This window comes from Methylophilus sp. (assembly GCF_052437885.1).
GTDB lineage: Bacteria > Pseudomonadota > Gammaproteobacteria > Burkholderiales > Methylophilaceae > Methylophilus.
The window spans coordinates 52,678-67,667 of the sequence record NZ_JBQVPB010000015.1; the positions used below are offsets into that span (position 1 = coordinate 52,678).

Genomic DNA, 14,990 nt, shown 5'->3' on the forward strand with positions numbered 1-14,990 from the left:
ACGGGTTATTGCGCAATGTTATTGCCGCACACCTGGGGAAAAAAGCCGGTGCTTGAAAATAAACACTGCTTCAAATCAAGGACCATCTGCCACTGGCGTCTTTTTACGCAGATCCAGGTAGACAGCTGATAACAATACGATAGGGATGACAAAGCCGACCAGCAAAGGGATCAGATCCACCAGCATATCGACTATGCCGGTCTGGCTGGTAAACGCGCTCCACAACTTTGCCAGTAGCGGGATCACGGTAAACAACAAGGTCGGCACCAGAAACCAGATGGTACTGGTCGCACCGCGTTTGGCAAGCCGTGCCGAGACATAAGAAACGATAGCTACCACCACAGCGGCACCCGCGCCCCATACAGCACCGGCAATGACAGTGATCCAGGTGCCCACCTGGTATAACAACAAACAAATAATGGCGGTCAGGACCAGCTTGCGATTGATTGCCAGTGACATAAATATTGCCTCCTTGATTCTGAACTTTCTCTGACATCGCAGCTACGCATAAGTTGGCGAAACGACTTAAACAGCCTGCAGGCCAATCTGTGCGGCGATGGATAGTGCAGCAACAGTGTCGCTCTGACCCGCTCGCCGCACTATGAAAACATGGGTGGCGACAAGCCTGTTAATTGATCTTGGACCACACAGCCAAGGCTTCAATATCCTGGTATATGGCGGCCTCGGGGCTTACATCCAGTACGCCTTTATCTATCATCATCACCGCCTGATGGCAGCCTTCCCTTTTATTGCCTTTGCCTATCCAGTCCTTGATGATGCCTTCGCCTTCTTTGCGCACGATCACGGAATAATCCCTGAGCACTGCATCCCTGGCGATAACGCCGCCTGAAGCCTCTGCGGCCTCCATTTTTTTCGCGATGTATTTGGTGGAGGCGGCGTAGTATTTGCTATTACGCTCCTGCCAGATGTTGACATACTCTCTGGGTGTTTCCAGACGGCCTAGCAGTGCCAGGCACTCTATGCCTATACGGCCCACCACAAAATTGGCGGCGCCGACAAAGGCAGATGCGACATTCCTGGATTCTGACTCTAGTGCCAAACCCTCATCTGCTTGCGCAGCACTGCTTAAAAAGCTGACTAACAGAACGGCCAGAAAAGGGTGTGGTGTTTTCATCATGTGGTGTTCAAGGAGTGGTTTTGTTGCGGTATAAGCGCCGCAAGGCTTTGCCGGAAAACAGCAACAAAAACCAGATTATCGCCAAACCACTGATTAAAAACAACAGTGCGGGTATGGGCACCAGGGCAGTGGTTTGCGGTTTCAGCGCCCAGCCATTTTTTAAATGAGCCGGCAGTGGGTTGGGCGTGACTGGAATGATCTTCCACTGGCTGCGATCAGCCGGGGCCTGCTGCTGATATTGCGCGAAGCTATAGACGGGTGCCAGGCCGTCAGCACGGCTGGAGGGCAGTTGCGGGATGCGTACAAAATAAATCGCTTCAAGTTGATCTGCCAGGTTGTGCATGTCACCGGCCAGGGTCTCAGTGGTGCCGGTATGGGCGATGTGTAGCAGGTCGTTGCCTATCGCATCAAACGCCACGGCGGGAAACAGGCGCGTCATTTCGGTGTCGAGATAATCGTAAATCGCGCGGCCTTTAGTCAGGCTGCGCTCCTGCGCGGCGATATACCAATAGGCGGCGCTGGCTTTAAGCACACTCTCGCCGCCGCTTTGCGGCACTTTCCAGCCCAGGTTGCGCAACACATCGACACTGATACCTGCGCAGTTGTTAGTGGCATGGTCATAGATAAAATCATTGCGGTAAAAATGCTGGTAAACGCGGTTGCTGGAGGCCTGGATAGTGGCCGGAATGGTCGCCTGGGAGAAGACGGCCACCAGCATATAGGAAGGCCGGTAAAACGCCTGCCCGCTGTTAAGGTCAGCCATGTATTTATCAAAAGGCGTCACTCCGGCAATAATGCCTTTCTCGCTATTGGTCGCCAGATTGTAGTAGTTGTTGACCAGCCAGTGGTGGTAACTGCCATCGGCAGCGACTACGCCGGTGGCTAGCGCAAAATGCCCGCCGTGCGCTTCGTCGTCGTCACCTTGCGCGCCGTTCAATAACACCCCTAATACGGCTTTACCTGCCAGTGACGGCTGAGTGCCCGCTGTTTTCTGCCACAGCAAACGACTCTGGTGCGGGCTGCGGGCGCCGCCATGCTCAAATTGCACCAGTTGTTTGAGTGATTCACCGGCTTGCAATGGTTGCGCAGTGGCCTGCAGGTCAAGCCGGAAATCCTCAGGCCAGATCGTGCGTGCAACAATGGTGGGGCCTTGCTGCTCGCCCCGTATGCTCAGCGCACGTTGTGCGAAAAAACCCTGGCTATCCTGGTTCCAGTATGAAAGATTAGTCGGTATCTTGGGCACGATCTCAAACGCGGATTCCTGACCATCTGCCAGGCGCAATTGCTTTGCGCCAGCGACTAAATGCGTATTTGCCCATTGCCGGGTGGCGCCGGTCCACACCAGCCCTGGCAGGGCATGCACATTTAACGAGGCGACATCATCCGCACCGCGCTTGCCGGCAGCAAAGCCGGTGACAGGCTGGCCGGCTTGCGGCACTGCGACTGTCTCGCCTTTAAAATACCATAGGGCTTGTGCCAGGCCTTGGCAATCCGGGCAAGGCGCTTGCACTGTCACAAACTGCTCGCTGGCATATTGCCCCAGCGGCTGTTTCACCACCTCACCTGCCTGTGCCATCCTCTCTCCGGCCTGCGCCATTAGCATCTGCGAGCACCCCAGCAACCACCAGCCAAATGACCGCATGTGCATCCCTACTGTGCGCCAAACCAGCGTTTGACATAGGCCATGCTACTCAACAAGTATTCGGGCTGCCGCCAGCATAAATAGGCCGCCACCAGCAGGTTCAGGCCTGCAGTCGTCGCAAACAATTGCGGGATACTGAAACCATAACCGAATAACATGAGCGAGAAGCCGGCAGAAACCACCATGAATAATGCATTCATAATATTGTTAGCGGCGATGACACGCGATTGGTAACGGGCCTCTACTCGTGATTGCAGCAGCACATATAAAGGCACGATATAGAGGCCACCGCTCACACCCAGCAATGCCACATCCAGCAGCATGCGCCAGTAATCCAGCTGACTGATGGCTTGCAAAGTCCAGTCAGGGTGCGCCAGAAATTGTTGCTGGATACTGCCTGCGGTAGCGGCAAAATCCCAGGCAAACAGTGACATGCCGACAGCGCCTAGCATGACCAGGCCCAGCTCCTGTTTGCCTTTGGAGAGTTTTTCACACCAGACAGAACCTATACCCACGCCTACCGAAAAAATGGACAGCAACGCAATAAAGTCGCGCTCGCTGCCATGCAGGCCGTCTTTTGCCAGATTGGGGAATTGTGCCAGCAAGGTGGCGCCAAAAAACCAGAACCATGAAATAGCAACGATACCTACCCACAAGGTTTGTTGCGCCCAGAAGATGCGCACATTGTTAATGGTCTCGCTGACAGGGTTCCAGTTGATCTTCATTTCCGGCACTGGCGCCGGTGATAGCGGAATACTGCGGCTGATATGAAAACCGGAAACGGCGATCAGCAGTATGCTTAAACTGGTGGAGAATTCATGCTGTGGCAAACTGCCCAACCAGGCGCCTGATACCTGCCCCAGCAAAATGGCCACAAAGCTGCCCATCTCCACCAGGCCGTTGCCTGCGGTCAACTCATGCGGCTGCAGATGTTGTGGCAGGTAAGAATATTTCACCGGCCCGAACACGGTGGAATGCAAGCCCATCAGAAACAGGGCAAGGGCGAGCATGCCCAGACTATGTAGCAGGAAACCGGCGCCGGCTAATAGCATGATGGCGATCTCCAGCAACTTGACCATGCGTATGATCTGCGATTTTTCATACTTGTCCGCCAACTGCCCGGCTGAGGCCGAAAACAGGAAAAATGGCAGAATAAACAACCCGGGCAGCAAAGTGACCAGGGTGCCGCCATCCAGGGTCGTCAGGCTGGCAGTATTGAAGGCAACCTGCGTGATGAATGCCGTTTTAAATACATTGTCATTGAATGCGCCCAAGCCCTGGGTCCAGAAAAAGGGGCGAAAGCGCGGCTGGGTAAGTAGGGAGAATGGATTATGCATAGTGTTCAGCTTGAATGGCGTTCGAAGAGTGGTCTGGTTTCGAAAACTTGAGTTGAAAATGTCTGCCCGTTAATGCTGAGCAAACGCTTGAGTGCAAAATCGTATAATAAAGGGTTGGTCTGTTTTAAACTGACTAAAAATGACTGATGCTCGCTGGCCAGCCAGCCGTTGGCGATCAGGGTATTGATATTGGTGAGCGGCATGATACCGGGCAATGGGTAATCCGAACCATTCACCAGACGGGCGTGCCAGTCCTGGCGGGCGATCAGCGTGGGTAACACCCAGGCGTGGTTGATCAGGGTAGTGGCCGAAATATCGCCATGCAGCAAAGGCTGGTAATCGGGGGTGTCCATCATGCGGGTGAATAGGTCAAAGCTTTTGACCACCCGGCCACCATGGTCCAGGTCTTCATCGGCCCCGTCACTGGCACAATGCGCGAGCACGACTTTGACCCCCTGATCAAGGGCCTGCCGCATGCGTAGCGGATTACCATAGGTCTGCTCACCGCCAGCCACGGCGCTTTCTTTGCCGGTATGCGTAATGATGGGCAATTGCATGGCCGCCAGTTTTTTATAGAACGGCAAGCATTTGCCTGAGGCGGGGTCTATACCCATGCCTGATGGCAGCCATTTAATGGCACGCGCGCCGCCGGCATAAGCCTGATCCAGGGCGTCCAGCGCATCAGGTCTGTAAGGGTGTATGCTAGCCACCCACTCGAACCGGTCGGGCTGCTGGCTGGCGATGTGTGCCGCATAGGTATTCGACACATGAAAGATCGAATTTTCCTTGAGGACCTGCCCGGCACCATCGCGGTACCAGTCAAACGCAAACAACATCAATTTGACGCCAGCCGGCATGGCCGCCACCAGCTGTGTCATTTTCGCCACGGTGGAGTGATCGATGTTTGCCGGGTCCGCACAGGTACCATTCATGTAAAACGCTTTTTGCAGCTTTAACTGCGGGTGCGACCAACTATCCATATCAGGGTTGAACCAGGTCTGGTTGCTGGCATCGCCCACACCCACCAGGTGCACGTGTGAGTCCCACACCTGCTCCGGCCTGATGCCTTGCCAGATCTGCCGGTAGGTCGGGTGTTGCAACACGCTTTCCGGCATTTCGGCCAGACAGGGGTTGATCAGGCCGGCATCCGGCCAATAGCGCCAGGCGGCGTGGCTGATACCCGCAAACGCTAAGCCGCCCGCTGCCAGCAAGAACTGGCGCCGATTCATGGCTGCTCTGCTGCCATCTGTTTCAGTGTCACATAATCGGTCTTGCCGGTACCCAGCAACGGTATCGCTTCCACCAGCACTATTTTCCTGGCGATGGCGATTTCCGGCGCGCCCAGGTTTTTGGCGACGACTTGCAGATCCTCACGTTTTAATGCGGCATCTGTGGTGTACAACACGATATTTTCACCACGATTGGCATTGCTTTGCGTAGTAGCTGCATGCTGGTGCTCGGGCGCTGCCGTGTTGGCGATCTTCTCCACCAACTCCAGCGAGACCATTTCACCGGCCACTTTGGCAAAGCGTTTGACGCGGCCCTTGATATGGATAAACCCTTCGGCATCCACTTCCACCACATCGCCGGTGTCATACCAGCCATCCGGCGGCGGGATAAGCTTGCCAGGCTGGTCATAAAGGTAGTAGCCCTGCATGATATTGTCCCCTTTGACCCGCAACAGACCACCCTGCTCGATGCCGGGGATAGGCTCCAAAGTATGGGAGATGCCGGGGAAAAACTGGCCGACAGTGCCATTTTTATTCGCCATAGGCGTATTGGCAGAAACCACCGGCGCGCATTCTGTGGTGCCATAACCTTCCAGGATACGGATACCGAACTTCTCGTGATAGGTCTTGCGCACTTCCTCATTCAGTTTCTCGGCACCGGCCACCACTATGCGTAATTTGTAGAAATCATACGGGTGGGCGAACCTGGCATAGTTGGCCAGGAAAGTATTGGTGGAGAAGAACACGGTACAGTTCTTATCGTAGATCACTTCCGGGATCACCTTGTATTGCAGCGGTGACGGAAACAGCATGATACGGATACCGTTCAGCAACGGCAGCAGGGTCCCGGTAAAGCCGAAGGCATGAAATATAGGCAATGCCATCATGAATTTATCGGTAGGATTAAAGTCGAGCATGGCCATGATCTGGTGGATATTGGCCAGTATGCTTTTGTGGCTATGCACCACGCCCTTGGGCTTGCCTTCAGAGCCTGAGGTGAACAGGATGACAGCAGTGTCTTCTGCCTTTGCAGGCAACATGGCGGCACGCGGAAAATGCAGGGCATAGCCCATCAACCAGACCTTGTCCCATAGGCCGAACTGCGGGCGCAAGTCTTCGAGGTAGACGACGTTGATCCCTTGCAACTGCGCGACCACTTCCTGCAGCTTGGCTGTTTCCAGAAACTTGCGTGAGGTGATCACGGTACTGATCTTCGCCGCGATACAGGCATTCTGCATGCCGGCAGTGCCAGAAGTGTAATTCAGCATGGCCGGAATACGCCTGAAAGCCATCATGCCCAATATCAGGGCGGCAGTATTGGTGACATTCGGCATCAATACACCTATCGCATCGCCGGGCTGACTGATCTTGCTGGCCAGGCGGCCCAGCGCCAGGCTTTTCTTCAGCAGGTCTTGGTAGCTTTCCTCTACCAGGTACAGGTCTTCGATGATGCGCGTTTTGCTGCCTGATCTGGCGATCGCATCAAGCAGCGTTTCAAACAAAGTGCTGCTTTGCTGGGTCTGAAATAACAGGTTCTGCATGATGTTGCGCATGGCAACGCCAGCAATACGGCGGCGCTGCTTGCTGGTGAGTGGCGGCTGACTGTCGGAATCGGTCTTGATCTCAGTGGCTGGCAATACCGCCAGCGTCACCTTGGGGAATAATTTACGCGGGTGCGCAGCCGATAAACGGCCAAAGTAGGATTGCGCCGCCCCTTCTACCCGCACTGGCAGCACTTTGACGCCGGTTTTAGCGGCAACGAATCCCGGGCCGTCATACACCTTCATCAAGGCGCCGGTAGAGGTGATGCGCCCTTCCGGGAAGATGACCACGTTTTCACCAGCGTTCAAGCGCTGTATGACTTTCTTCATCGCCAGCGGACTGCTGGGGTTGACCGCCACATGTGGCGTCAGGCTCAGTATGCCCCTGAAAAAAGGATTATTAAGCACATCGCTATGCACCACAAAAGTAGCGCGTTTAGGCAAGAACAGGCCTATCAACATGCCATCAAGCAAAGACTCATGATTGGCGATGATCAGTAAACGGTCTTCCGCCGGGATATTCTCCAGCCCCAGCACGCGGACGCGGAATACCAAACGACACAACACTCTCAATAGGCTGGCAAGCATGCACTTTCCCCTTAGATATCTTCTTTTAAATAGTTCATGACATTTTGCAGTGCTTGCTGCATCCAGTCTTTATTCACCCAGAAATACACTTCGCGACCTATCTTTTCACTGCGCAAGGCGCCACCGCGCTCAAGTACTTTCAGGTGGTGGGTCACGGCCGTGCGGCTGAGTTGAGAACTGTCGACGATCTGCAAAATGGTCAGGCGCTCGTTTTTTTCAAACGATAACAAAATTCGTTGCCGGTGTGCATCACCCAATGCAACAAACAGGTCAGAAATCTCTGACCAGGCCTCTGGAATTTGTGTAAGTGATCTCATATAACTAAATAATTAGTTATTTAGTGATTTATGTCAACTATTTTTTTGCAGGTGCTGTTTGATTTAATGTAGCTTCAGTGTAGCTTCAAGATTTGGCTGTGAAATGCCGGGTGAGCAATTGCAGCATCGCTTCGTCACCGGGTTGCCCGGCACTGGCAACGCTGAGCCCATGCGCGGCGGCCTGCTCGGCGATACGGTCATGATTGACAAACACAGTGGTCGCTTGCAGCCATGCCGAACCTGCAGCCAGATCGAGCAAAAAGCGCAAGGCTTCAGAGCTGGTGATAATAACCCCCTGCAACTGCCCTGCACTGTGAGACTGCGCCAGCAAGGCCGCATCCGTTTGCGGATTGATGCGCCGGTAACATTCGCCAAACACCACTTCGGCGCCACGCTGCTTCAGCGTTTCAGCCAGCACTTCACGCCCGCCTACGCCACGCACGATCAATACGCGCCGGCCTTGCATCTGTTGTAATTCAGGCAATGCCAGCAAAGACTCACTATCGAACCTGTCGCTGGGCGTCAATACTTGGGCGATACCAAAGCCATGCAAGGCACTGGCGGTGGTCGGGCCGATAGCGGCGAACTTCAATGTGGCGGGAAGCGATAATGTGGCAGGAAGTAAGTCTTGCTGCAATAAGGGCATGCCATACTGCACGGCATTACTGCTGATAAAAACAGCCCAGTCAAACTGAGCTAGCGGTGTAATGGCGGCATGAAAAGCCGTCAGGTCAGGCAGGCTGGCGATATCCAGCAAGGGGAAAGAGATCACCACCCCGCCCGCGGCGGTGATGGCGGCATTCAGTTTTATCGCCTGTTCTGGTGGCCGTGTGACGGCAATATGCACGCCAGCCAGCGGCTGGGTCATTTCACGCCATCCAGCGCCGCCAGGATCTTATCCGCCCCACGCTCTATCAGTTTCAGCGCCAGTTGCTGACCCAGCTTTTCCGCGCCTTGCGCCGGACCAGTCACGCTTTCTTTCAGCATTTGCCGGCCATCCACGCTGGCGACAAAACCGTTGATGGTGATGGTGTCATCCTGTTTGGTGGCATAAGCCCCCAGCGGCACCGTGCAACTGCCTGCCAACGCGCGGCTGAAACCACGTTCGGCCTCTACACATAATTGCGTATCCACATGGTTGAGCGGCGCCAGAATCGCCATCAGGTCGTGACGGCTGGCGTTGATCTCAATGCCCAGTGCGCCCTGGCCGACGGCCGGAATACTCTGTGCCGGATCAATAAAGCCTTTGATACGCTCACCCAGACCCAGGCGTATCAGCCCGGCGGCGGCCAGAATAATGGCTGCATACTGGCCTTCGTCCAGCTTGCGCAAGCGGGTCTGCACGTTGCCGCGCAATGATTCTATCTTCAGCTGCGGAAAGCGCGCCTGGATCTGGCTTTGCCGGCGCAAACTGGAAGTACCGACCACGCTGCCCGCAGGTAATTCTTCAAGGCTGCTATAGCGATTGGAGACAAAGGCATCGCGCGGATCTTCACGCTCGCCGGTCGCGGCCAGGGCGAAACCTTCAGGCAAATGCATGGGCACATCTTTCAGGCTGTGTACCGCGAGATCGGCCCGGCCATCTGCCAGTGCACTTTCCAGTTCTTTGACAAACAGGCCTTTGCCACCTATGCGTGATAACGGTGAATCCAGAATCTGGTCGCCGGTGGTGGTCATGCCTAAAATGCTCACCTCGCATTGCGGGTAAAGTGCCTGTAAACGAGCCTGGATATGCTGTGCCTGCCACATCGCCAATGCACTTTCACGCGAGGCGATCACCAGGGATTTCGGAGGGGTAACGGTAGTCATGCCGGCATTTTAACATAGGGCATAGTCGCTCTGGGTTGCATCAGCTACAGCGTATTTTTCAAGAACCTTTTACGCCACAGCCTGGTCGGATTGAGTTATGCTAACAAGGCTTTTAAGCAGGAACACTGCTAAAAATTAAAGTATCAACGATAAAAAAGGAGGGCTGCCATGCAGTATCAAATCGATATTTTTCTTTCTTCACTCAACCAGTTTTGGGTAGAACTCGTCAACTTTGTACCCAAATTACTCGCCGTTGTAGTGATTTTATTTTTTGGCTGGCTAGTGGCCAAAATGGTACGCATAGGTGTCAAACGCCTGCTGGAGATCACCCAGTTCGACGCGTTCGCCAAACGTTCCGGCCTGGAATCTTTTATGCGTAGCGCCAACTTCAATGTCACGCTGAGCGGCATTATCAGCCAGGTGATCTACTGGCTGGTGATACTGCTGTTTGTGATCACCTGCGCCAACTCGCTGGGCATGACAGAAGTCGCCATGTTGTTACGTGAACTGGCCAGCTACCTGCCACACATCATCGTTGCTATCCTGGTGGTGATTTTTGGTACCCTGTTTGCACGCTTTATCAACCGCCTGGTATTCGCCTGGTTGCATAGCATCAAGTTTGAACAGGCACTGATCATCAGTACTTCGGCTGAATATTGCATACAGATCCTGGCGATCTTCATCGGTCTGGAACAGTTGGGCATAGGCATGCAACTGATACACGCCTTGTTTATCATTGTTTTCGGCGCCGTGTTTCTGGCTCTGGCGATCGCATTCGGCCTGGGCGGTAAAGACTGGGCAGCCAAGGTGATAGAGCAAGCCGACCAGAAAAAGAAAATGTAATTATTCACCACCACCCAGGGCCGTTCACACGGCCCTGATCATATACTAGGGCCGTTTAGACGGCCCTGATTATATATTGGCGCCGTTCAGACGGCCCTGATCACATGCTGATGACGCCGGCTGACCGCCAGCGTCTCGTCTACCCCTTTGATCAGCACCACCCAGCTTGACTCTCCCGCCTCGGCCCCTATCTGCTCAGCACCGGCCTGCTCGACTTTAGACACACGCTGTTTCGCGTAACCGGCGATCGCATCTTTGGCGACCAGTGCATTGCGGTGCACGCGCACAAAGCGTTCTGCGTAGCTATGTTCCAGCTGATTCAGCGACGCCTCTAATAAATAGCTTTTTTCCAGTGTACGCACCGTCACATATTTAAGCTCGGCACGCAGATAGAGCACGTCCGCTAGCGGGATCAGCAGCACTTTGCCGCGCTCATGTATGCTTAAGTGCTGCGGGGGCTGCTGTAATGCCTGCAAGGCCTGCGACTGTTTGGCTTGCAGGGGCCGCGCCTTGGCCAGGGCGGCCGACAACCTTTCTGCACGTATAGGTTTCAGCAGGTAATCGATGGCATTCAGGTCAAATGCCTGCAAGGCATAGTGATCATAGGCGGTGGTAAAGATCAGGTTGGGCGGCGTTGCCAGCTTGCGGATATGTTGCGCCAGTTCAATGCCATCCATCACCGGCATGCGGATATCCACCAGCACGATATCGACAGGCTGGTTTTGCAATAGCGCCATCGCCTCCACGCCATTCGCCGCTTCACCAACGATGTTGTAACCACCCACATCGCCGACCAGGTCACGCAGGCGCTGTCTGGCCAGCGGTTCGTCATCCACAATCAGCAATTGCTGGCTAGCCATGCATCACCTCGGAAAGCGGACGGGTAGGGATAGTGATCTCGACCACGTAGTGTCCTTGCGCTTCATACTGTTTGAGCCGCGCTTCCAGGTCGTAATGCAGACGCAGGCGCTCGCGGATATTTTTCAGCGCCATTTTATTACCGCCGGATTTATCAGGGCGCGGCGGCAACGGGTTGCTGATGCGCAGCAGCAGATCCTGCGCCTGGGTATGAATATCTATCACTATCATGCCGCCCTGTGCCAGCGGCTCGATACCGTGATAGACGGCATTTTCAACCAGCGGCTGCAAGATCAGCGGCGGTATCATGATGCTGGCCGGGATCTCGGCCACCTGCCATTGGCAGTTCAGGCGCTCGTCCAGGCGCAGTTTCTCAATATTCAGGTATTGCTGGCACAAAGCGATCTCCTGTGCCAGCGGCACCAGCGCCCGGTTATCCGCCATCAGCACCCGGAACAGCTCTGCCATGTCTTCCAGCGCCGTTTCAGCACGTTGCGGCTGACTGCGTATCAGTGACAACACCGCGTTCAGGCTATTGAAAAGAAAATGCGGGCGTATACGTGCCTGCAGGGCCTGCAAGCGCGCCTCGGCAATCGCCGGTGAATATGCGCGCTGCAACAGAGCTAGGTAATACAGGCATAAAGCCACATCGCCTGCGCACAGCAGCATGATCTGCAGGTATTGGGCGGTAGTGAGTGGCGAGATCCAGACTTGATAACCATGACTGCATAACGCAGTGAGCAGCAGCGCCAGCGCGAAAATGGCGGCCAGGCCGCTACGGTAAGGCAGACGCACGATCAACGGATATGACAATGTCAGGCCACCCATGGTCAGCAACAACGGTGGCAGCCACTGCCCGGCCAGTTGTGTGAGTTGCGTAGCCCACAGCGCAATGCTCCAGCCTGGCTGGCCGTCGGCTATGGTCAGCAATCCCAGCAAGCAAACGTGCAATAACAGCACGCGCAGATGTATGCCCAGATTGCGGAAGTTAGGGATGCGGCTGCCTTTACGCACGGCGCGGTTTCCGTTGATGAAACATATAATAGCTGTGTGCGCGGACAGGATTGCCGAAAATCGTGCGCTCAAGTGCGTAATGCTCTGAACTTCGCGGGATCAGGCATACTATTTCGCTTGCTGCGCCAGTTGCGCCTTGCACTTCATCTCGCTCAATCACTTAATCGCGCGTTTCATTTATAATGTCGTGCCAGCATCATAAGTATTAAGCGCCGGTGGCGCAAGCATGCGCTAGACGCCCAATTTCTGGCAGAAAGAATTTTTGCTTTGACAACTTCGCAATCCAAACCACAATCTTCGCTGCATCAAAAAGACCAGGCCTGGTCTGGCCGTTTTAATGAGCCGGTGGCCGAACTGGTGAAACGCTACACCGCATCGGTAGACTTTGATAAGCGCCTGGCTGCATTTGATATCCAGGGCTCCATCGCGCACGCCACCATGCTGGGTGCGCAAGGCATCATCTCCGCGCAAGATGTGGCAGATATCAAGCGTGGCCTGGGCGAGATCCTGGACGAGATCGCAGCCGGCCAGTTTGAATGGTTGCTCGACCTGGAAGATGTGCATCTGAACATTGAAAGACGCCTGACCGAGAAGATCGGCGATGCCGGCAAACGCCTGCATACCGGCCGCTCGCGTAACGACCAGGTCGCCACCGATGTACGCTTGTGGTTGCGCAGCATCGTCGACGACAGCATAGCCGGCATCCGCGCGCTGCAAACCTCGCTGCTTGATCTGGCCGAACAGAATGCCGCTACCATCATGCCCGGTTTCACCCATCTGCAGGTGGCGCAGCCGGTGACGTTCGGCCACCATCTGATGGCCTATTTTGAGATGCTCAACCGTGATGCCGAACGCTTTGCCGATGCGCGCAAGCGTATCAACCGCCTGCCGCTAGGCGCGGCCGCACTGGCAGGCACCAGCTACCCGATCAACCGTGAGCTGGTCGCCGAACTATTGGGCTTTGATAGCGTGTGCCAGAACTCGCTGGATGCAGTCTCTGACCGCGATTTTGCCATTGAATTCAATGCCGCCGCCTCGTTGCTGATGATGCATCTGTCACGTTTTTCCGAAGAACTGATCTTATGGATGAGCCCAAGATTCGGTTTTATTGATATTGCCGACCGTTTCTGTACCGGCTCTTCCATCATGCCGCAAAAGAAAAACCCGGATGTGCCTGAGCTGGTACGTGGCAAGACCGGCCGTGTCTACGGCCACCTGATTGCTTTACTCACCCTGATGAAAGGCCAGCCGCTGGCCTACAACAAAGACAACCAGGAAGACAAAGAACCGCTGTTTGACGTGGCAGATACCCTGCTGGTGACCTTGCAGATCTACGCCGACATGCTGCGCGGCATCACCGTCAAAGCCGACAATATGCGCCAGGCCGCACTGGAAGGCTTTGCCACCGCCACCGACCTCGCCGATTACCTGGTGAAAAAAGGCATGCCGTTCCGTGATGCACACGAAGTCGTCGCCCATGCCGTGAAGGCAGGGGTGGAATCAGGCCGCGACCTGGCCGAATTCAGCCTGGCCGAGTTACAGGCATTCAGCGCCACCATCAATGATGACGTGTTTGCAGTCCTCACCCTGGAAGGCTCGGTCGCCAGCCGCAACCACACCGGCGGCACCGCCCCCGAACAAGTCCGCCGCGCCATCACACAAGCCAGGGAACAGTTAGGGCGCTGATGGCCAGCCTGCATCATCACCAGTGGAATCACAGATCACATTGGCTGATGATGGCAGGATTACTAGTTTGCGCCAGCCTGCTTGCCGCGCTGGTTCAGCAACCGGCGCAAGCCGCATTCGGTATCGCCAACCCCAGGCACGAACAATCGATGTTATGGCCGCTTTTACCGGGCGAAAGCATCAACAGCCTGGCGGCTAAACTGTACCCGCAAAGCCCGGTGTTGCAGCAACGCTTTGTACAGCAATCACTCACCTTTAGCCGCAGCCGCGGCATCCTGCTCACTGCCGACCAACGTGTCTCTACTGCGCAACTGATCGCCGTGCCGAATGCGCAAGCGCTGCATACGGTGACGCACCGCATTAAAAAAGCCGATGAAGCAGACCCGCAGATGTTTGCGACGCAAGGCCTGGTGATGAGCCTGCAGATGCAGCAGGTGGAGTCATCGGGGGGCCTGTTACCCAGCCTGAGCTTGCCTTCAATCCAGGTGCCGGAATGGATGAAATTGAATCATGTTTCCTTCGCGGTAAACCAGCCGGGCGTGGCTGCGCAGATGCAGGCTAACTTGCGGGCTAATCTCAGGGCGATGGGGCATCTGCCAGTGCAAGGTTGGTCGCAACAACCGCATTTGGTGATGATTGTTAGCAGTGGTTTATTGTTGTTGGTATTGGTGGTGGTTTGGGGATTGCAGAAAAAAAAGGATGCCACTGGCTGATATATTATTGCTACGGTGGCAGCGAGCCGGGCTAGGCTCAGGGTTTGGTTGGTGACAGTGATGAATGATGCATTTGCTGTGACATTCTCATCGGTATTTCTTTGCTCTAGTTCAGTGCTCTGATTCAACATTTTATTTCGCCTCTAGGCGAGTTACTTTTCTTTGCTTGCCCAAAGAAAACGTAACCAAAAGAAATGCACCCTAGCTTCCGCTTTTTCCCTGCGTTGCTCATCAGCGTGGGCGTCCAACGAAACTCGCCCTAGCGGCTTGCACAC

General features: G+C 54.9%; 14 protein-coding genes. 3 read left to right on the forward strand and 11 right to left on the reverse strand.

Annotation, left to right across the window (positions count from 1 at the left end; translation table 11 throughout):
- Window positions 1-75: 75 nt before the first annotated feature.
- The 9 genes from ACT6RZ_RS13525 to hemC all read right to left on the reverse strand — a co-directional run bounded on the left by ACT6RZ_RS13525 (window position 76) and on the right by hemC (window position 9,601).
- Window positions 76-459 (reverse strand): hypothetical protein, encoded by a 384-nt coding sequence (locus ACT6RZ_RS13525; RefSeq protein ID WP_444702619.1) that lies wholly within the window; start codon window positions 457-459, stop codon window positions 76-78.
- A gap of 169 nt (window positions 460-628) precedes the next feature.
- Complete coding sequence (locus ACT6RZ_RS13530; RefSeq protein WP_444702620.1) at window positions 629-1,138, reverse strand: hypothetical protein; 510 nt, start codon at window positions 1,136-1,138, stop codon at window positions 629-631.
- 7 nt (window positions 1,139-1,145) lie between these two features.
- Window positions 1,146-2,780, reverse strand: a complete 1,635-nt coding sequence (locus tag ACT6RZ_RS13535) for a hypothetical protein (RefSeq protein ID WP_444702621.1) — start codon at window positions 2,778-2,780, stop codon at window positions 1,146-1,148.
- 8 nt (window positions 2,781-2,788) lie between these two features.
- On the reverse strand, window positions 2,789-4,117 hold the full coding sequence (locus ACT6RZ_RS13540) for an MFS transporter (RefSeq protein WP_444702622.1): 1,329 nt from the start codon (window positions 4,115-4,117) through the stop codon (window positions 2,789-2,791).
- Window positions 4,118-4,122: 5 nt separating this feature from the next.
- On the reverse strand, window positions 4,123-5,346 hold the full coding sequence (locus ACT6RZ_RS13545) for an amidohydrolase family protein (RefSeq protein ID WP_444702623.1): 1,224 nt from the start codon (window positions 5,344-5,346) through the stop codon (window positions 4,123-4,125).
- Window positions 5,343-7,475 (reverse strand): bifunctional acyl-ACP--phospholipid O-acyltransferase/long-chain-fatty-acid--ACP ligase, encoded by a 2,133-nt coding sequence (aas, locus tag ACT6RZ_RS13550; protein WP_444702624.1) that lies wholly within the window; start codon window positions 7,473-7,475, stop codon window positions 5,343-5,345. The genes ACT6RZ_RS13545 and aas overlap by 4 nt, the downstream gene beginning before the upstream one ends.
- A gap of 11 nt (window positions 7,476-7,486) precedes the next feature.
- The gene (locus tag ACT6RZ_RS13555) at window positions 7,487-7,792 is read right to left on the reverse strand and encodes an ArsR/SmtB family transcription factor (protein WP_444702625.1); all 306 of its coding nucleotides are present in this window, start codon (window positions 7,790-7,792) and stop codon (window positions 7,487-7,489) included.
- 85 nt (window positions 7,793-7,877) lie between these two features.
- On the reverse strand, window positions 7,878-8,660 hold the full coding sequence (locus ACT6RZ_RS13560) for a uroporphyrinogen-III synthase (protein ID WP_444702626.1): 783 nt from the start codon (window positions 8,658-8,660) through the stop codon (window positions 7,878-7,880).
- Entirely contained in the window at window positions 8,657-9,601 is a 945-nt protein-coding gene (hemC, locus tag ACT6RZ_RS13565) for a hydroxymethylbilane synthase (RefSeq protein ID WP_444702627.1), read from the reverse strand. The genes ACT6RZ_RS13560 and hemC overlap by 4 nt, the downstream gene beginning before the upstream one ends.
- A gap of 168 nt (window positions 9,602-9,769) precedes the next feature.
- On the opposite strand from hemC, the gene ACT6RZ_RS13570 reads away from it, so the two are divergent.
- The gene (locus ACT6RZ_RS13570; protein WP_444702628.1) at window positions 9,770-10,444 is read left to right on the forward strand and encodes a mechanosensitive ion channel family protein; all 675 of its coding nucleotides are present in this window, start codon (window positions 9,770-9,772) and stop codon (window positions 10,442-10,444) included.
- A gap of 86 nt (window positions 10,445-10,530) precedes the next feature.
- Here ACT6RZ_RS13570 and ACT6RZ_RS13575 read toward each other — a convergent pair whose 3' ends face one another.
- Both ACT6RZ_RS13575 and ACT6RZ_RS13580 read right to left on the reverse strand, forming a co-directional pair.
- Entirely contained in the window at window positions 10,531-11,304 is a 774-nt protein-coding gene (locus ACT6RZ_RS13575) for a LytR/AlgR family response regulator transcription factor (protein ID WP_444702629.1), read from the reverse strand.
- Entirely contained in the window at window positions 11,297-12,316 is a 1,020-nt protein-coding gene (locus ACT6RZ_RS13580; protein WP_444702630.1) for a sensor histidine kinase, read from the reverse strand. The genes ACT6RZ_RS13575 and ACT6RZ_RS13580 overlap by 8 nt, the downstream gene beginning before the upstream one ends.
- Window positions 12,317-12,583: 267 nt before the next feature.
- Between ACT6RZ_RS13580 and argH the strand changes: the two genes are divergently transcribed.
- Together argH and ACT6RZ_RS13590 are read left to right on the forward strand one after the other, a co-directional pair.
- Complete coding sequence (argH, locus tag ACT6RZ_RS13585) at window positions 12,584-14,002, forward strand: argininosuccinate lyase (RefSeq protein ID WP_444702631.1); 1,419 nt, start codon at window positions 12,584-12,586, stop codon at window positions 14,000-14,002.
- Window positions 14,003-14,052: 50 nt separating this feature from the next.
- Entirely contained in the window at window positions 14,053-14,715 is a 663-nt protein-coding gene (locus ACT6RZ_RS13590; protein ID WP_444702632.1) for a hypothetical protein, read from the forward strand.
- Window positions 14,716-14,990 lie beyond the last annotated feature (275 nt).